This is a genomic window from Actinomycetospora endophytica, from assembly GCF_021026375.1.
GTDB lineage: Bacteria > Actinomycetota > Actinomycetes > Mycobacteriales > Pseudonocardiaceae > Actinomycetospora > Actinomycetospora endophytica.
Window position 1 is genome coordinate 184318 of record NZ_JAJNDB010000006.1, and the last position, 16663, is coordinate 200980.

Consider the following 16663-nt stretch of genomic DNA (forward strand, 5'->3'; position numbering starts at 1 on the left):
CGTCGACCGTGGAGCTGCGCCAACTCACGTACTTCGAGGCCGTCGTGCGCTGCGGCGGGTTCACCCGCGCCGCGGAGGATCTCCACATCGCGCAGCCGGCGATCTCCGCGCAGATCCGCCGGCTCGAGACCGAGCTCGGGGTCCCGCTGCTCGCGCGGACCTCACGGCGGGTGGCACTCACCGAGGCCGGCGAGCTGTTCCTCGCTCGGGTCCGGCGCATCCAGGGCGAGATCACCGCCGCACGGGAGGAGATCGACGACGTCGGGGCGGTGCAGCGCGGCCGGGTCGTCCTCGGGGCCACCGGGGTGCTCGGCGGGTTCGACCTCCCCGCCGCGCTCGCCGGGTTCGCCCAGCGCTTTCCGGGGGTGACGCTGTCGCTGCGCTCGGGCCTCGTCGGGCCGTTGCTCGACGAGCTGGCCGACGGCACCGTCGACCTGGTCCTCGGCCCCGTCCACGCCGACCTGCCGGCCGGCGTCGTCGCCCGGCCGCTGGTGAGCGACCGTCTCGTCCTGCTCACCGCGCCCGGTCGCCTGCCGCGCGGGAACCCGGTCGGTATCGCCGACGTGGCCGACGAGCCGTTCGTCTGCCTGCCGGAGGGCAGCGGGCTGCGGGACCTGCTCGACCGGATGGCCGCCGACGCCGGGCTCGCCTCGCCGGTGCGCTTCGAGGCGGCCACCCCGGCGGGCGTCCGCGCGCTCGTGGCGGCCGGGCTCGGCGTCGCGCTGCTCGCCGCCTCGGCCGCCGGGACCCCCGGACCGCCGGTGGACGCGCACGAGGTGAGCCCGCCGACGTCGCACCCGCCGTTCGGCATCCTGCGCCCCGCGGACCGTTCGCCGAGCCCGGCCGCCGAGGCGCTGTACCGGCACGTCGTGCGGCTCGCCGGGCACGACGTCGCGGACTGACGTTTCCGCGCGTCCCGTCGTCGGCAAGCCGGGAGACGCAGCGGCTCGAGACCGGGGCCATACCGTCCTTGCGACCGGAAGGTCCCGCCATGACTGCGTTCGCCGACATCGTCGTCGCCACCTCGACCGCCCACCCGGGCCGCCTCGGCGGCCTCGTGCCGTCCGGGCCCGATGCCCTCTACCTCCTCGTCTTCAACGACCCCGCCCGCCCGGTGACCGGGTACGGCACCGGCTGGAGCCTGATCGCGTGGACCGGCAACGACCGGTGCTGGTCGACCGGGCTGCTCGCCCACGGCGCCGACGCCCGCACCCCGGAGGCCGATGCGCAGGCCGTCGCCCAGCGGGTGCTCGCCGAGCACGGCATCCGCGTGCGGTGCTGGCGCAGCGGTGCGACGACCTCGATGCCGATGTTCCGGGCGCAGGCGGGCTGATCGTCGCCGCAGCGGGCAACCTGGTCGTGACACCACCGGAACCGTCGGAGGGAACGACCACGTGAAGACCGCGACGCTCGGCACGCTCGAGGTGGGCCGCATCGGGCTGGGTGCGATGGGGATGTCCGGCGCGTACACCGGCGCCGGCACGGACGACGACGAGTCGATCCGCACCATCCGTCGTGCGCTCGACCTCGGCGTCACCCTCGTCGACACCGCCGAGGTGTACGGGCCGTACAAGAACGAGGAGCTCGTCGGGAAGGCCATCGCGGGCCGGCGGGACGAGGTCGTGCTCGCCACGAAGTTCGGGCTGATCTCGCACACCGGCCGCGAAGGCGCCGACTCCAGCCCGGAGAGCGTCCGGGCCGCCGTCGACGGCTCGTTGCGTCGCCTCGGCGTCGACCACATCGACCTCTACTACCAGCACCGCGTCGACCCGCAGACCCCGATCGAGGAGACCGTCGGGGCGGTCGCGGAGCTGGTGGCGGCGGGCAAGGTCCGGCACATCGGGCTCTCCGAGGCGTGGGCGGACACCATCCGCCGGGCGCACGCGACCCACCCGATCACCGCGCTGCAGTCGGAGTACTCGCTGTGGACCCGGGAGCAGGACGAGATCCTGCCGCTCCTGCGGGAGCTCGGGATCGGGCTGGTCCCGTACTCGCCGCTGGGGCGCGGCTTCCTGACCGGCCAGGTGCGCTCGATCGACGACCTCGACGAGAGCGACATGCGCCGCACCAACCCCCGCTTCGCCGAGGACAACTTCCGCCGCAACCTCGCCGCGGCCGACGAGGTGCGCACCATCGCCGACGAGGCCGGGGTGACGCCGGCGCAGGTCGCGCTGGCCTGGGTGCTCACGAAGGGCTCGGACCTCGCCCCGATCCCGGGGACGAAGCGGGTGTCGCGGTTGGAGGAGAACGTCGGAGCGGACGCGGTGCTGCTCTCGACGGATCAGCTGAAGCGGCTGGACGACCTCACCCCGGCGCTCGGCGGGCACCACTCCGAGGAGCAGATGAAGCTCATCGAGCGGTGAGGGCCGGACGCCTAGGAATTCACACTCGCCGTACAACCGCCTACTGAGAGGAGCGGTACTGGTCCGTTACGACGCCATCATGGAGTCGCTCTTGCGGCAGTGAGAACCTCTTTGTCACGCGAAGTGATCCCCTGGGCGAAAATCGTCCGAGCGGGGACGAGGAGTTCTCATGCAGTGCCGAACCAGTCTGGTCCGTCAGGCGCCGGGGAAGTACGAGACGGCGACCGTCGAGGTCGACGATCCCCGGCAGGACGAGATCCGGGTCAAGATGGTCGCGTCGGGGCTCTGTCACTCCGACGACCACATCGCCACCGGCGACCTCCCGGTCGGCGTCTACCCGCACGCGGGCGGCCACGAGGGCGGCGGGATCGTCGAGTCGGTCGGCCCGAACACCAAGGGCTTCGAGGTCGGCGACAAGGTCGTCTTCTCGTTCGTCCCCGCCTGCGGTCAATGCCGCTGGTGCGCCACCGGCCACTCCAACCTCTGTGACCTCGGGGCCGGCCTGCTCGCGGGCACTCGATGGAACGACACCTCGACCCGCCTGCACCTCACTGACGGCACCGACGTCGGCCAGACGGCCGGCATATCGACCTTCTCCGAGTACACGACGGTGGCGGTCGACTCGGCCATCAAGGTCCCGGAGGACACCAAGCTCGAGGTCGCATGCCTGCTCGGCTGTGGCGTCGGCACCGGCTGGGGGTCCGCGGTGAACACCGGCGACGTCATGCCCGGCGACACCGTGATCATCCAGGGCATCGGCGGCATCGGCGCCAACGCCGTCCAGGGCGCCGCGCACGCCGGCGCCGCGAACGTCATCGCGGTCGACCCGGTCGCGTTCAAGCGCGAGAAGGCCCAGGAGCTCGGCGCCACCCACGCGGTGGAGTCGATCGAGGAGGCCACCGAGCTCGCCAAGGGCTTCACCAACGGCCAGGGCGCCGACGTCTCGATCGTCACGATCGGAGTGACGAGGCCCGAGCACGTCGGCGACGCCTTCGCCTCGATCCGCAAGCAGGGCACCGTCATCGTCACCGGCCTCGGCGACATCACCTCGGTGGGAGTCCCGATCCCGATCGGCGAGCTGACGCTGTTCGAGAAGAAGATCAAAGGCTCGCTGTTCGGGTCGTCGAACCCGCGCGCCGACATCCCCAAGATGCTCGACCTCTACAACCACGGGAAGCTCAAGCTCGACGAATTGGTGACCGCGACCTACTCCATCGACGAGGTCGCGCAGGGCTACGAGGACATGCACGCCGGAAAGAACATTCGAGGCGTGCTCATCTTCGACTGACCGCGTGGCCTACCGGAATCGACGCCCGCCGTCTCATGAGGAAGGTCTCATCGCTGCTCGCGGGAGCCTGACCAGCAGCCCGGCCCCCATCCCGGCGAATCCGAGATCCCGGAGTCCGGCGGCCACCAGCTGCACCCCCTCCGGAGCGCCCTGAGTGGCCGCGACCGCGACGACGCCGAGGGCCAGCGCGACCCCGGCCCAGCGCGGCAGCACGTCGGCCCGCACGACCGCGTACCCGAACCAGACCCCCGCCACCAGCATGATCGCGCCGTGGACCGTCATCCACACCCCGAGCTGCTCGGAGAGCGTCGCGTAGTCGGGTGTTCCCTGGACCAGCGCGACGACGACGGTCGCCGTGAAGAAGACGTACGCGTACGCGTACGCCCCGGCGGCCACCGCAGCGTGCCGGGCGATCCGGGGACGCTGCGCGAGGTACAGGCCGATCACGACGACGGGGATCGCCGCTTCGGCGACGAGGGTGAGCCAGAGCTGCGGCGCGGAGAAACCGCCCTGGACGGCCTCCCAGACGTCGGAGGCGAAGTACAGGACCGAGAAGGCCACCGCGGCCGTCCCGAGGAGCTCCGTCGCCCGGGTACGGGCGACGGACGGGTTCTCGGGCATGGCGGCCTCTGCGGATTCCGGGAGGACCTCATCGTCGCCTCCGCGGTCGACCCGGACAAGGAGCAGCCAGGTCAGGCGGGCGGCGCCAGGCCGAGCTGACGCAGCAGACCCAGCTCGTCCAGGCGTCCCCACCGCTCGACGATCATGTCCCCTTCCAGCCGGAACACGTTGATCCCGGCGAGGACGATCGCCTTGCCCGTCGGCGCGACTCCCATCAGCTCGCCACGGTGGGCGCCGCGGGCGACGAACCGTTCGACGACGATGTCTCCCTCGCCGACCATCTGGTCCGGGACGCTGTGCCAGTCCGGCAGCGCGGCGCGGAACATCGCTGCCACGCGCCGCAGCCCCTCGGCTCCGTCCGGTGCCCCGGGAATCGGCGGGTCGTGGTCGACGAACCCCGGGGCGAGATAGCGGTCGACGGCGCCGAGATCCCCCGCCGTGAACAGTTCCTGAATGAAGGAGTCGACGATCTTCTTGTTGTGGTCGATCTGATCATTCGTCATGCCGGGAATCGTGGGCGCCGACCGAGCCGGCGGCCATCCCACAACTTTGGGGTTTCCCCGGCCGCGATCCGCGCCGGACACTCGCTCCATGTCGCGAGCGAGCGCAGCCCAGATCGAGCACGAGATCGTGCGGGCCTGCCATCGAGGGCTCGACGTTCCCGGCCTGCAACGCGAAGTGCTCGCGACCTTGCGGCGGGTGATGTCGATCGACGCGGCATTCTTCGCCACCGCCGATCCGGACACCCTCCTGTTCACGGGCGCCCACGCCGAGGAACCGTTGCCGAAATCCCAGGCGTTGTTCGTCGAGAACGAATTCGGCGCCGCCGACGTCAACAAGTTCGCCACGCTGGCCACGTCGTCCCGGCACGTGGCGTCGCTGGACGGCGCGACCCGCCACGAGCGTGCGTCCAGTGGGCGGTACCGCGACATCATGGGGCCGTTGGGCCTGGGCGACGAGCTGCGCGCGGCCCTCGTCGTCGACTCGCGGTGCTGGGGCTACCTGTGCCTGCACCGCGAGGACCACGAACTGGGGTTCGCGCCGGGCGACGCGGACCTGCTCGCCCGGCTCGGCCCGCACATCGCCCACGGACTGCGACAGGCGGTCCTCGTGCACGGTCCGGCCGGTGCGGGGGTCGGCCCCCGACCCGCCGTCCTGGTGCTCGCCGACGAGGACCTGGCCGTGGTCGGGATGAACCCTGAGGCCGAGGTCCTGATGTCGCTGGTCGACGAGGGGGTCGGGCCCCTCCCCGTGTCCGTCCGCACCGTGGCGACCGCGCTGATCAGCCTGGAGCGCGGCGACACCGCTGCTCCGCCGGTCCCCAGCACGCGGGCCCGCGCCGCCGACGGGCACTGGCTCGACGTCCACGCCTCGCGCCTGCAGGGACCACCGGGCGAGGGGCGGATCGCGGTGGTGCTCGAGCGGGCCGGCGGGCACACGATCGCCCAGCTCCTCCTCGCCGCCCACGGCCTCACGCCGCGCGAGGTCGACGTCGCGCGGCTCGTGATCCGCGGGACCGCCAGGACGACGATCGCGAACACCCTGCACATCTCCCGCCACACCCTCCAGGACCACCTGAAATCGATCTTCGACAAGGTGGGGGTGCGCAGCCGCCGGGAACTCGTGGGGCGACTCCTCGGTGCGCCACCTCCGAGCGTGTGACTGCGGAATCCCATTGTTGGTGACAACGAACAGCTCACCCGCGGTAAGAGGATCCGAGCCCGAAGTTATTCTGTCTCGCCGTCACTCAGCGTAGTAGCCTCGACCGAGGCGGTCCGATTCATCCCCGGAAATTACGCATGATCGGCCATGTGCGTTCGTCGGCCGATTCTTTCTGGTGCCGATTCCGTCCAGGTCCGGCGAGTCTGCCGCAGCGTGCGCGCGCACAAGGCGCCGCACTTCCCCACGGAGAGGACAGTAGACGATGACTGCAACGGTGAGTGGTGGCGTCGAGGGACTGCGGGCCCGGATGTCCGGCCCGGTGTTCAGTCCGGGTGACGCCGACTACGACTCGGCCCGGTCCGTGTGGAATGGGGAGATCGACCGCCGACCGGCGATCATCGCCCGTTGCCTCTCCCCGGGGGACGTCGGCGCGGCGATCACCTTCGGACGCGAGAAAGGACTCGAGATCTCGGTGCGCGGCGGTGGGCACAACTTCGGTGGAGCGGCGGTGGGCGCCGACGGTCTGATGATCGACCTCAGCGCCATGAACCAGGTGGTCGTCGAGCCCGAGACTCGCCGTGCCCGGTGCGGCGGCGGGGCGACGCTGGCCGATCTCGACGCCGCCACACAGGAGCACGGTCTCGCCGTCACCGGAGGCACGATCAGCAACACGGGCGTCGGCGGCCTGACCCTGGGCGGCGGGTTCGGCTGGCTGACCAGCCGTCACGGGCTGTCGTGCGACAACCTGGCATCCGCCGACGTCGTCACCGCGGACGGGCGCTGTGTGCGGGCGTCCGACATCGAGAACGCGGATCTCTTCTGGGCCCTGCGCGGTGGTGGCGGCAACTTCGGCGTCGTGACGACCTTCGAGTTCAGGCTCCATCCGGTCGGTCCCGAGGTGCACCTGGGGTTCTTCTTCTGGCCGCTGGCGTCGGCGCGCGACGCGCTGCGCGCGGTCCGCGGTGCTGTCGAGGCGTTGCCACGGGGCGTCGGCAGTCTCGTGGGTGCCTGAACGCCCCGCCTGCGCCGTTCGTGCCCGAGCAATACCACTTCAGCCCAGGCGTCGCGCTGATGGTCGCCGGCTTCGACTCCGCCGAGGACCACGCGGCCGCCGTGGCGCCGATCCGCGCCGCTCTTCCGCCCACGGTCGACTTCGTGACGCCGATCCCCTATACGGCGCTGCAGCAGATGCTCGACGACAGCGCTCCATGGGGCGCCCTCGGCTACGAGAAGGCGCTCTCTCTGGACGAGTTCAGCGATGCCGCCATCGACGTCGTCGTCGACCAGTTCCCCCGGAAGACCTCGCCGATGTCGTTCTTGCCGATCTTCGCGATGAGTGGGGCGTTCCGCGACGTGGCCGATGAGGACTCCGCCTACGGCGGAAGTCGATCCGCGGGCTGGATGATCAACATCGCCGCCGTGGCCGCCGATCCCGAGGCGTTCGCCGCGGACCGGGCGTGGGCCCGCGCGTTCTGGAACGCCCTGCGGCCCTACGCCAGCGGCACGGGGAGCTACGTCAACTTCATGACCGACTACGGCGACGAGGAGCGCGTCCGGGCGGCGTACGGGCCCGTGAAGTACGCGCGCCTCGCGGCCATCAAGTCGAAGTACGACCCGGACAACGTGTTCCACCGGAACGCGAACATCCGGCCGGCGTGATCGCGAGCCGGGAGGCCGCGCCGTCGCCTCCCGGCCGCTACGGCAGATCTCTTGACGATCGACCATGGTCACCCGCAGGCTTGAGATCCACCTCACTCGATGCCGAAGGGGCGACGTCGCGGTGCTGACGAAGGAACGGATCGGCCCGGTCATCGCGACGTTGGCGGCGATCGCCGGCCTCGTGCTCGTCCTCACCGGGGCCGGCCACAAGGCCGACGCGGACGACAACGACAACGCGCCGAGCACGCCGCCGACCAGCCAGGTGCAGCCCGCGCCCGGCCAGGTCCAGGCGCCGGTCGCGCCCGGTCAGATCGCGCCACCCCAGACCCAGGCGCCGCAACAGCAGAAGGACAACGACGGCGACGACGACGGCTGACCGCGATCGTCCGTGCAGGTCGGGAGGCGGAGGAGCCGGCCTGTAAGCCGGATCCTGTACCCGTGGACCCTCGCGGGTCCTCGGGCGGCGACCATCCATCTCGGCCCGTCGTCGCCGACGGGCTCCAGCGGTCTACCCGCAGGTCTCGGACGGGCAGCCCTCGGACGACCTGCGCGGCGCCACCGTCTCCGGTGACGCCTTCTTGACCTTGCTCCGGGTGGGGTTTACCGAGCCGTCCTGGTCACCCAGGACGCTGGTGGTCTCTTACACCACCGTTTCACCCTGACCATCGGCGCACCGATGGCGGTCTGTTCTCTGTGGCACTGTCCCGCGGGTCACCCCGGGTTGCTGTTGGCAACCACCCTGCCCTGTGGAGTCCGGACTTTCCTCGACGGGCCCTCGTGGGGCCCGACGCGGTCGCCCGGCCGACTACTCCGCCTCGCCGATCATAGCGGGCCCGCCCGGGTCACCCGTCCCACCGCGTTGCTTGTCGCGGGCTCCCGCACCGACCGCCCTGCCTTGTCGCAGTGATTCAGAACGACAAGGCGCCCGGGTCGACGTCGGAGACCGCGACGAGGCGGCCACAGCAACCGCCCGGTGACCAGGCACCGCGCCACCGCCCCGACTAGCGTCCCGTGCCGTGACGGACCCGGGCGCGCTCCAGATCGTGCTGCTCGTCGTGCTCGGCCTGCTCGCGGGCGCAGTGAACGCGATCGCGGGCGGCGGCTCGCTCATCGTGTTCCCGGTGCTGCTCGCAACGGGTCTCCCTCCGCTCCCGGCCAACGTCACCAACTCGGTCGCGCAGTGGCCCGGGTACGCCGGCTCCACGCTCAGCGCCCGCACCGACCTCGGCGGCCAACGACGCCGTATCGCGATCACGACGATCCCCGCGGTCTTCGGCGCGGCGCTCGGGTGCGCGCTGCTGCTCGTCCTGCCGCAGTCGGTGTTCGACGCGATCGTGCCGGTGCTCGTCCTGCTCGCCAGCCTCACGCTCGGCCTGCAGCCGTGGATCAAGCGCTGGACCTCCCGCGACGGCGAGTCCGAGGCCGGCCGCGAGCGCCCCGTCGCGCTCGGGGTCGTCACGTTCGTCGCGGCGGTGTACGGCGGGTACTTCGGCGGGGCGCTCGGCGTCGTGCTGATCGCGGTGCTCTCGCTGCTCTGCGCGGACTCGATGCGCCGCCTCAACGCGGTGAAGGTGCTGCTCTCGCTCGTGGTCGCCTCGGTGACCGTCGTGCTGTTCGGGATCTTCGCGCCCGTCGACTGGTTCGCGGTCCTGCTGCTCGCCCCGTCGACGCTGATCGGTGGTTACCTCGGCATGGCCGTCGCCCAGAAGATGCCGGACAACGTGCTGCGCTTCTCGGTGGTCGTGCTCGGCATCGCGGTCGCGATCTACCTCTTCGTCAAGGGGTGACCGGGCCCGCCGCGACCGCCCTCGCCGTCGCGCTCCTCGCGGCGGTGCTCGTCGTCGCCGTCGCCCGGCCCCGCGGGCTCCCGGAAGCGGCCGCGGCGATCCCGGCCGCCGCGATCGCCGTCGTCACCGGGCTGCTGACCTGGGACGACGCGCTCGCCGAGATCGTCCGTCTCGGCCCGACGGTCGGGTTCCTCGCCGCCGTGCTCGTGCTGGCCCATCTCGCCGACGCCGAGGGCGTGTTCACCTGGGCGGGGTCGCTGCTGAGCCGTGGGCATCGTCGTGAGAGCCGGGATCCGGACGTCGACGGGGACCGCGCCGACGTCGGGCGCAGCCTCTACCGGCGTGTCTTCGCCGTCGCCGCCGCGACCACGGCCGTACTCAGCCTCGACGCGACGGTCGTCCTGCTCACCCCCGTCGTCGTGCGCACCGCGCGGCGCCTGCGGGTGGCGACCGAACCCGCCGCCTACGCCTGCGCGCACCTCGCCAACTCGGCCAGCCTGCTGCTGCCCGTCTCCAACCTCACCAACCTGCTCGCCGTCGCCGCGGCCGGCCTGTCGTTCCTGCACTTCGCGGGGCTCATGACGCTGCCCTGGCTGGTCGTGCTCGCGGTCGAGTACGTGGGCCTGCGGTGGGTGTTCCGCAGCGAGCTCACCCGTCCGGCACCGGACGACCCGGCCGGGACCACCGACGACGACACCCCGGACGACGACGGCGCCCCCGCCTTCGCCCTCGTCGTCCTGGCCCTGACCCTCGTCGGGTTCGCGGTCGCGGCGCCGCTGGGCGTGGAGCCGGTGTGGGTGGCCGTGGCCGGGGCTGTCGTGCTCGGCGCGCGATCGCTCCTCGCCCGCCGCACGACCCCGACCCAGCTGGTCAGCGCCGCCGCGCCGCTGTTCTGCCTGTTCGTGCTCGCACTCGGGATCGTGGTGGCCGCGGTCGGGAAGCACGGGCTCGGCGGGGTGCTGAGCGGGATCGTCGCGCCGCTGGGTACGGGCCTCGCCGGGCTGCTCGCCGTCGCCGTCCTCGCCGCCGTGCTGGCGAACGTCGTCAACAACCTCCCCGCGACGCTGCTGTTGCTCGCCGCCTTCGGACCCACCCCCTCGACGCCGACCGTGCTGGCGATGCTCATCGGGGTCGGCGTCGGCCCGAACCTGACCTACGTCGGGTCGCTCGCCACGCTGCTCTGGCGGCGGGTGATGCTGGACGAGGGCACGGCGCCGTCGCTGCGCCGCTTCACCGTCGCGGGCCTCGTGACCACACCGGCGGCTCTCCTCGTGGGCACGGTCGCGCTGTGGCTCGTGACCTGACCCGCCGGTCCCTACGCTGCCGGACATGCCCGACGACGAGGCCCGCGACGCCGTCCGTGACCAGGCCCTCGGCATCGCCGCCGGCTGGTCGCCGCCGGACGCGCCGGCGTCGTGGGCGCTGACGGCCGAGCTCTTCCGGGCGATCGCCGGCGAGGACGCGCTGCTCGACCTTGCGGCCGCGATCCCCGCCGACCGGCTGCCGCCGCTGCTGCTCAGCGCCGCGCTGCGCTCCCTGATCGCCCGGGAGCGGCCCGCCGGGCTCGTCGGGTTCTTCCCGACGCCGGGGTCCGGGCAGCCGCCGTTGGACGCCGGGTTCCGGCCCGCGCTCGCCGCGTTCGCCCGGGATCACGCCGCCGAGCTGGGACGGTTGTGCGCCGTGCACCGCTACCAGATGAACGAGGTCGGGCGCAGCGCCGACGTGCTCGCCGTCCTCGCCGACATCGCGCCCGACCGTCCGCTCGCCCTGGTCGACCTCGGCACCGGCGCGGGCCTCGGCCTGCAGCTCGACCGCTACCGCTACCGGTTCGCCACGACCACCGGAGACACCGTCGTCGGCGACCCGGACTCCCCCGTCGAGCTCACCTGCACCGTCCGCGCCGGCCACCCGCCGATCCCCACGACGGTGCCCGACGTCGCCGCGCGCGCCGGGGTCGACGTCGAGCCGCTCGACCTCGACGACACCGCCGTCCGCGACTGGCTCGCCGCGTGCATCCCGCCCGAGACCGGCGCCGTCGACCGGTTCGCGGCCGCGTCGGAGATCGCCCGCGGCAACCCGGCCCGCCTGGTGCGCGGCGACCTCGTCGACACCGTCGCCGCGGTCTGCACCGAGATGCCCGCGGACGCGCTGCTCGTCCTCGTCGACACCTACGTGCACGTCTTCCTGCCCGACGACGAGCGGGACCGCTTCCGCGCGCTGCTCCCCTCGCTCGGGCGGGACCTCGAGTGGATCTCGGTGGACCCGCTGGTGCCGCTCGGCCCGGAGTGCCGCGACAGCGTGCAGGGCCTGCCGGTGCCGGCGCGCGCGGTCGAGGCGTGCCGGGCCGGGGTCACCGGCGTCGTCGGACGGCTCTCGGTGCGCGACGGCTCGATCTCCGGGAAGGTCCTCGGCCTCGCCCACCCGGGCGCGGCCTGGCTGGAGTGGCTGTAGCGGATCAGCCCAGGTAGCAGGTGTCGTTGACGAGCCGCACGCTGGCGCCGCCGTCGGGCCAGAAGTCCACGACCGACAGGCACGCCAGGTCGAGGTGCAGCCGGAACAGCAGCGGCGCGCCGGCGTCGAGCGCGATCCGCAGGATGGTCTTGATCGGCGTCACGTGGCTGACCAGGACCACCGTCGTGCCCGCGTGCCGGCTCAGCAGCCCGTCCAGCGCGGACCGGACCCGCACGCCCACCGCGTCGAAGCTCTCCCCCTCCGGCGGGGCCACCGCGGTGTCGCCGAGCCAGGCCCGGTGCACCTCGGGGTCGCGGTCGGCCGCCTCCCGGAAGGTCAGGCCCTCCCAGCCACCGAAGTCGGTCTCGGTGAAGCCCTCGTCCACCTCGACGTCGACGCCGAGCCGCGACGCCACCGGACCGGCCGTCGAACGGGCCCGGTCCAGCGGCGAGCTGACCACCGCCGTCGCGCCCGGGTAGCGCGCCGCGATCGAGGCGGCCGCCGCGTCCGCCTGGGCGATCCCGACGTCGGTGAGCTGCGGGTTCCCGCGCCCGGAGTAGCGCCGGTCCACCGAGAGCGGGGACTGCCCGTGGCGCAGGAGCAGCACCCGGGTGGGGATCGCCGCGCCGCGCCCGGTCCAGGCGCCGGCGGCGTCGGAGGAGGTGCTCACGCCGCCTTGCCCCGCACGACGATCGCGCCGCAGTTCTCGCAGCGCACCACGTCGTCGTCCGCCGCGCTCTGCACGTCCCGCAGCTCGCTGCGGTCCATCTCGAGCCGGCAGGCGCCGCAGCGGTTCCCGGTCAGCTCCCCGGCGCCCACGCTGCCCTTGGCGCGGATGCGGTCGTAGAGCTCGACGAGGTCGGCCGGCAGCTCGGCCAGCAGGGTGGTGCGCTCCTCGCCGCGCCGGACCTCGGTGGTCCCGATGTCGCCGAGCACCCCGTCGCGGCGCTCGACGGCGTCCTCCAGAGCGGTCTTCGCGGCCTCGTGCGCCTGGTTCTCGTGCTCGAGGTCGGTGCCCGCGGCCTCCTGACGCTCCATGACCTCGAGCTGGTCCTCCTCGAGCACCGACCGACGGCGGGCCAGCGAGTCCAGCTCGTGCTGCAGCTCGGTCATCTGCTTGGCCGACACCGACCCGGAGTCGAGCATGCCCTGGTCGCGGGTCTCCCGGCTGCGGACCTGCTCGACCTCGCGGTCGAGCTTCGCGACGTCCCGGTCGAGGTCGGAGAGATTGGTCTGCGCGACGACGACGGCGTCGGACGCCGCACGCAGCGCCTGCTCGGCCTCCTCCACCGCGGTCTGCTCGGGCATGGTCCGGCGGCGGTGCTCGGCGCGGGCGAGCTCGGCGTCGACGGCCGCGAGGTCGAGGAGCCGGCGTTGGGCGGACGGGTCGGCCTTCACTGGCGAGCGGCTCCTTCGATGACGTCGTACATGGTCGGCGGCGGCGCGGCCGCCGTCGGGGTGACCGTCGCGCGGGCCCCGTTCCCGGCGACGCCGAGGGTCCACGGGTCGGTCCGCCGCGTCGACACCGTCACCGTGGCCTGCGGCAGCGCGTCGCGCAGGACGGCGGCGGCCTGTGCACACCACGGGTGCTCCGAGGCCCAGTGTGCGACGTCGACCAGCGCGGGGGCGCCGGGACGCTGCAGGTGCTCGTCGGCGGGGTGGTGGCGCAGGTCGGCGGTGACGTAGGCGTCGACACCCGCGTCCCGGACCAGGTCGAGCATCGAGTCGCCCGCGCCGCCCGAGACGGCGACGCGGGAGATCGGGCGCTCCGGGTCCCCCGCTCCGCGGACGCCCCACGCCGTCGCGGGCAGCGCCGCGGACACCCGCTCGACGAACTCCGCGAACGGCTCGGGGGTGGCGAGGTGCCCGATCCGGCCGATGCCTTCCCCGTCGTCGCCCTGCGGCGCCAGCGGCCGTTCGACGACGACGCCGAGCGCGTCGGCGAGGGCGTCGGACACCCCGGGCGAGGCCGCGTCGGCGTTGGTGTGCGCCGCGAACAGCGCGCAGCCCGCCCGGATCAGCCGGTGCACGACGGCGCCCTTCGGCTCGTCGGCCGGCACCCCGTGGACGCCGCGCAGCAGCAGCGGGTGGTGGGTGACCAGCAGGTCCACGTCCTCCGACACGGCCTGCTCGACGACGGCGGGTGTCGGGTCGACGGCGACCAGCACCCGGGTGATCTGCTCGTCCGGGTCCCCGCAGACCAGCCCGACGGCGTCCCACTCCTGCGCGAGCCCGGGCGGGTAGGCCGCCTCGAGCGCGGCTACGGCGGTGGCGACGGTTGCTCCCATGGTGGCCGCCATTGTGGTGCACGACCGCCCGGGGCCGGACAGGGCGGCCGGTCGGATCGAGGACGATGGGTGACGTGTCGGACCTCGTGCACGTCGTGACCATCTGCTCCGGGAACATCTGCCGCTCCCCCATGGCCGAGAAGGTCCTCCGCGCGGCGCTCGCCGACGCCGGCCTGACCGACCGGGTCGTCGTGACCAGCGCCGGGGTCGGGCCCTGGCACGTCGGCGAACCCATGGACTCCCGGGCCGCCGCGACCCTCGCCCGCCACGGCCACGACACCGACCACGTCGCCCGCCAGATCGACCCGACGACCGCCGACGCCGACCTCGTCCTCGCCGCCACCACCGACCACGTGCGCGACCTGCGCCGGGCGGGCGTGCCCGCCGAGGCCGTCCGGCTGCTGCGCTCGTTCGACCCCGGCGCGCCCGACGCCGCCGAGGTCCCCGACCCCTACTACGGCGGCCCGGACGGGTTCGACGACGTCCTCGCGATGATCGAGGCGGCCACGCCCGGCGTCGTGGACTGGGTGCGGGAGCGGGCGTGAGCGACGCCTCCGAGGCCGTCGCCCGGCTGACCGGATTCGCCGTGACCCGGACCCGCCCGATGGGGCCGGTCACCCGCTGCACCCTCGAGGACGGCACCGAGGTGATCGCGAAGCGCGGCGACGTCGCGGCCGAGGCGGCCGGCCTGCGCTGGTTGGCGGTCGACGGCGGGCCCGGCGTCCCGGCGGTGCTCGGGGCCGACGAGTCGTGGCTGGTCAGCGAGGCGGTGGGCGACGGGTCCGCGGGGCGGGGCGCCGCCGAGGCGTTCGGGCGCGAGCTCGCGGTGCTGCACGCGGCCGGGGCTCCGGCGTTCGGTTCGCCTCCGGTTCATGGCCCGGCCGAGGCGTGGATCGGCGACGCCCCGATGCGCAACGACCCCGCGCCGGAGGGCACCCGCTGGATCGACTGGTACGTCGAGGCCCGGGTCATGCCCTACGTCCGGCTCGCGGTCGACCGCGGCGGGATGACGTCGTCGCAGGCATCGCAGCTCGAGGACGGGTGTGCGCGGCTGGCCGGCGTCGACCTCGGGCCCGAGGAACCGCCTGCGCGACTACACGGGGATCTCTGGACCGGGAACGTGCTGTGGGGCGTCCCGGGCGCGTGGATCATCGACCCGGCCGCGCACGGCGGGCACCGCGAGACCGACCTCGCGATGCTCGCCCTCTTCGGCTGTCCGCAGCTCGACACCGTCCTCGCGGCGTACGACGAGGCCGCCCCGCTCGCCGACGGGTGGCGCGACCGGGTCGGGCTGCACCAGCTCTTCCCGCTGCTCGTCCACGCGGCGCTCTTCGGCGGAGGCTACGCAAGCTCCGCATGTGAACGAATTTCGTCGTCATAGCGACCCACAGCACTCACATGGCCTCCGGCCATACTGTGCGGTGTGCGCTTCCTGCTCCGGCCCGGGTGGATCGCCCTGACGTTGGCGGTCGCGGGCTTCGCGTTCGGGTGCTACTACCTGCTCGCTCCGTGGCAGTTCCACCGCAGCACCGAGCGCGACGGCAACAACGCCGCCCTCGCGCGCGCGGTCTCCACCGCGCCCGTGCCCCGTGGCACGCTCGTCCCGCCGGGCACCGAGCCGGGAGCAGCAGCGCAGTGGCGTCAGGTGATCGTGACCGGGACCTACGAGCCGACCGGTGAGGTCCTCGCCCGCCTCCGCTCGGTCGACGGCAACGCCGCGAGCGAGATCCTCACGCCGCTGCGCACCACCGACGGCGAGACGCTGCTCGTCGACCGCGGCTACGTGAAGCCCCAGACCGGCGAGACGCTGCCGCCCATCGCGCCCCCGCCGGCCGGGCCGGTGACGCTGGTGGGCTACCAGCTGCCGGACGAGCCGGCCACCGACCGTGCCCCCATCACCCAGGGCGGCTACCGGCAGGTCTACGCGGTCGACGCGGCCCAGATCGGCACGCTCGTCGGCGCTCGGCTGTCCCCGGGCTACGTCCAGCTCCTCCCGAACCAGCCCGGCGTCGTCACCGCCGTGCCGCTCCCCCCGCCGGACCCGAACTCCTCGTACTCCTACGCCTGGCAGTGGCTGATCTTCGGCGTCATGGCCATCGGCGGCTGGTTCTACTTCGTCCGCCTGGAGTACCGCACCCGCCTGGCCGAGGCGGAGGCGTCCACGGGTCCCGACGGCGAGGGTGGACCGGCTCCCGTTCCGCCCGCGCCGGCTCCGGACCGTGCCGGTCGGGACGCACCCGTCGAACCGCCGCCGGACCCCCGCACCCGCACGACCTCCGAGGTCCTCGCCGACCGCTACGGCCGCTGAGTCCTCGCTACTCGGCGGCGCCGGCCCTCGTGTGCTCCTGATCAGCGTGGTCGGGTGAGCGCGGGGCCTGGCGATGCGCGGGCCGTTCTCGGGCAGGCCGGGGACCGCACCGCTGTCGCCACGCCAGGCAATTGATCTTGCCGAGTCCGACATCTCGGGGCCGGGCGACTGCCGTTCGGCCGACGATCTGTTCCGCGTGCGCGCGTCGCTCCGGGGACGTCGGGCGGCTCATGATC

Annotated in this window: 19 protein-coding genes and 1 other RNA gene; 14 read left to right on the forward strand and 6 right to left on the reverse strand. The window is 73.2% G+C overall.

What is annotated here, in order from left to right; translation table 11 throughout:
• The first annotated feature begins 8 nt into the window (after positions 1–8).
• From LQ327_RS24560 to LQ327_RS24575, 4 genes are all read left to right on the forward strand, one after another.
• Positions 9–902: a LysR family transcriptional regulator gene (locus tag LQ327_RS24560; RefSeq protein ID WP_230738414.1), complete on the forward strand. Its 894-nt coding sequence runs from the start codon at positions 9–11 to the stop codon at positions 900–902.
• A gap of 89 nt (positions 903–991) precedes the next feature.
• Complete coding sequence (locus LQ327_RS24565; RefSeq protein WP_230738415.1) at positions 992–1333, forward strand: hypothetical protein; 342 nt, start codon at positions 992–994, stop codon at positions 1331–1333.
• A 61-nt stretch (positions 1334–1394) separates the two neighbouring features.
• Entirely contained in the window at positions 1395–2363 is a 969-nt protein-coding gene (locus LQ327_RS24570; protein WP_230738417.1) for an aldo/keto reductase, read from the forward strand.
• A 169-nt stretch (positions 2364–2532) separates the two neighbouring features.
• A complete protein-coding gene (locus LQ327_RS24575; protein WP_230738419.1) occupies positions 2533–3651 on the forward strand; it encodes an NDMA-dependent alcohol dehydrogenase in 1119 nt (372 codons plus the stop codon).
• 33 nt (positions 3652–3684) lie between these two features.
• Here LQ327_RS24575 and LQ327_RS24580 read toward each other — a convergent pair whose 3' ends face one another.
• Together LQ327_RS24580 and LQ327_RS24585 are read right to left on the reverse strand one after the other, a co-directional pair.
• Positions 3685–4272 carry a hypothetical protein gene (locus tag LQ327_RS24580; protein ID WP_230738420.1) on the reverse strand — a complete coding sequence of 196 codons (588 nt, stop codon included), beginning with the start codon at positions 4270–4272 and terminating at the stop codon, positions 3685–3687.
• A 71-nt stretch (positions 4273–4343) separates the two neighbouring features.
• Complete coding sequence (locus LQ327_RS24585) at positions 4344–4775, reverse strand: ester cyclase (protein WP_230738421.1); 432 nt, start codon at positions 4773–4775, stop codon at positions 4344–4346.
• An 88-nt stretch (positions 4776–4863) separates the two neighbouring features.
• Here LQ327_RS24585 and LQ327_RS24590 point away from each other — a divergent pair, with 88 nt between their 5' ends.
• The 4 genes from LQ327_RS24590 to LQ327_RS24600 all read left to right on the forward strand — a co-directional run bounded on the left by LQ327_RS24590 (position 4864) and on the right by LQ327_RS24600 (position 7969).
• Positions 4864–5934, forward strand: a complete 1071-nt coding sequence (locus LQ327_RS24590; protein ID WP_230738423.1) for a helix-turn-helix transcriptional regulator — start codon at positions 4864–4866, stop codon at positions 5932–5934.
• A 262-nt stretch (positions 5935–6196) separates the two neighbouring features.
• A complete protein-coding gene (locus LQ327_RS34985; protein WP_308286369.1) occupies positions 6197–6946 on the forward strand; it encodes an FAD-binding oxidoreductase in 750 nt (249 codons plus the stop codon).
• A 20-nt stretch (positions 6947–6966) separates the two neighbouring features.
• Positions 6967–7593 carry a BBE domain-containing protein gene (locus LQ327_RS34990; protein ID WP_308286370.1) on the forward strand — a complete coding sequence of 209 codons (627 nt, stop codon included), beginning with the start codon at positions 6967–6969 and terminating at the stop codon, positions 7591–7593.
• Positions 7594–7714: 121 nt separating this feature from the next.
• A complete protein-coding gene (locus LQ327_RS24600; protein ID WP_230738425.1) occupies positions 7715–7969 on the forward strand; it encodes a hypothetical protein in 255 nt (84 codons plus the stop codon).
• A 27-nt stretch (positions 7970–7996) separates the two neighbouring features.
• On the opposite strand, the gene rnpB is transcribed toward LQ327_RS24600, so the two are convergent.
• Positions 7997–8402: RNase P RNA component class A (gene rnpB / locus LQ327_RS24605), an RNA gene on the reverse strand.
• A 207-nt stretch (positions 8403–8609) separates the two neighbouring features.
• On the opposite strand from rnpB, the gene LQ327_RS24610 reads away from it, so the two are divergent.
• From LQ327_RS24610 to LQ327_RS24620, 3 genes are read left to right on the forward strand one after another with little or no spacing between them, the layout of a single operon-like run.
• Positions 8610–9380: a sulfite exporter TauE/SafE family protein gene (locus tag LQ327_RS24610; RefSeq protein WP_230738427.1), complete on the forward strand. Its 771-nt coding sequence runs from the start codon at positions 8610–8612 to the stop codon at positions 9378–9380.
• Positions 9377–10684, forward strand: a complete 1308-nt coding sequence (locus tag LQ327_RS24615) for an SLC13 family permease (RefSeq protein WP_230738429.1) — start codon at positions 9377–9379, stop codon at positions 10682–10684. Before LQ327_RS24610 ends, LQ327_RS24615 begins: the two co-directional genes overlap by 4 nt.
• A gap of 25 nt (positions 10685–10709) precedes the next feature.
• On the forward strand, positions 10710–11831 hold the full coding sequence (locus tag LQ327_RS24620) for a DUF2332 domain-containing protein (protein WP_230738430.1): 1122 nt from the start codon (positions 10710–10712) through the stop codon (positions 11829–11831).
• Positions 11832–11835: 4 nt separating this feature from the next.
• Here the strand turns inward: LQ327_RS24620 and LQ327_RS24625 are convergent, their stop codons facing one another.
• From LQ327_RS24625 to LQ327_RS24635, 3 genes are read right to left on the reverse strand one after another with little or no spacing between them, the layout of a single operon-like run.
• Complete coding sequence (locus tag LQ327_RS24625) at positions 11836–12501, reverse strand: histidine phosphatase family protein (protein ID WP_372460740.1); 666 nt, start codon at positions 12499–12501, stop codon at positions 11836–11838.
• On the reverse strand, positions 12498–13229 hold the full coding sequence (locus LQ327_RS24630) for a zinc ribbon domain-containing protein (protein ID WP_230738431.1): 732 nt from the start codon (positions 13227–13229) through the stop codon (positions 12498–12500). Before LQ327_RS24630 ends, LQ327_RS24625 begins: the two co-directional genes overlap by 4 nt.
• The gene (locus LQ327_RS24635) at positions 13226–14119 is read right to left on the reverse strand and encodes a Nif3-like dinuclear metal center hexameric protein (protein ID WP_230738433.1); all 894 of its coding nucleotides are present in this window, start codon (positions 14117–14119) and stop codon (positions 13226–13228) included. Before LQ327_RS24635 ends, LQ327_RS24630 begins: the two co-directional genes overlap by 4 nt.
• 65 nt (positions 14120–14184) lie before the next feature.
• Between LQ327_RS24635 and LQ327_RS24640 the strand changes: the two genes are divergently transcribed.
• From LQ327_RS24640 to LQ327_RS24650, 3 genes are read left to right on the forward strand one after another with little or no spacing between them, the layout of a single operon-like run.
• Positions 14185–14664, forward strand: a complete 480-nt coding sequence (locus tag LQ327_RS24640) for a low molecular weight protein-tyrosine-phosphatase (RefSeq protein ID WP_269070808.1) — start codon at positions 14185–14187, stop codon at positions 14662–14664.
• 59 nt (positions 14665–14723) lie between these two features.
• Positions 14724–15500 carry a fructosamine kinase family protein gene (locus tag LQ327_RS24645; protein WP_269070895.1) on the forward strand — a complete coding sequence of 259 codons (777 nt, stop codon included), beginning with the start codon at positions 14724–14726 and terminating at the stop codon, positions 15498–15500.
• A gap of 42 nt (positions 15501–15542) precedes the next feature.
• Positions 15543–16427: an SURF1 family cytochrome oxidase biogenesis protein gene (locus LQ327_RS24650; RefSeq protein ID WP_230738436.1), complete on the forward strand. Its 885-nt coding sequence runs from the start codon at positions 15543–15545 to the stop codon at positions 16425–16427.
• The last annotated feature ends 236 nt before the right edge of the window (positions 16428–16663 follow it).

Bases quoted from the DNA above. Each gene is read 5' to 3' on its own strand.
- LQ327_RS24565 (WP_230738415.1), top strand. From the start codon at position 992: ATGACTGCGTTCGCCGACATCGTCGTCGCCACCTCGACCGCCCACCCG.
- LQ327_RS24575 (WP_230738419.1), top strand. From the start codon at position 2,533: ATGCAGTGCCGAACCAGTCTGGTCCGTCAGGCGCCGGGGAAGTACGAG.
- LQ327_RS24580 (WP_230738420.1), bottom strand. From the start codon at position 4,272: ATGCCCGAGAACCCGTCCGTCGCCCGTACCCGGGCGACGGAGCTCCTC.
- LQ327_RS24585 (WP_230738421.1), bottom strand. From the start codon at position 4,775: ATGACGAATGATCAGATCGACCACAACAAGAAGATCGTCGACTCCTTC.
- LQ327_RS24590 (WP_230738423.1), top strand. From the start codon at position 4,864: ATGTCGCGAGCGAGCGCAGCCCAGATCGAGCACGAGATCGTGCGGGCC.
- LQ327_RS34985 (WP_308286369.1), top strand. From the start codon at position 6,197: ATGACTGCAACGGTGAGTGGTGGCGTCGAGGGACTGCGGGCCCGGATG.
- LQ327_RS24620 (WP_230738430.1), top strand. From the start codon at position 10,710: ATGCCCGACGACGAGGCCCGCGACGCCGTCCGTGACCAGGCCCTCGGC.
- LQ327_RS24635 (WP_230738433.1), bottom strand. From the start codon at position 14,119: ATGGGAGCAACCGTCGCCACCGCCGTAGCCGCGCTCGAGGCGGCCTAC.
- LQ327_RS24640 (WP_269070808.1), top strand. From the start codon at position 14,185: ATGGGTGACGTGTCGGACCTCGTGCACGTCGTGACCATCTGCTCCGGG.
- LQ327_RS24645 (WP_269070895.1), top strand. From the start codon at position 14,724: ATGGGGCCGGTCACCCGCTGCACCCTCGAGGACGGCACCGAGGTGATC.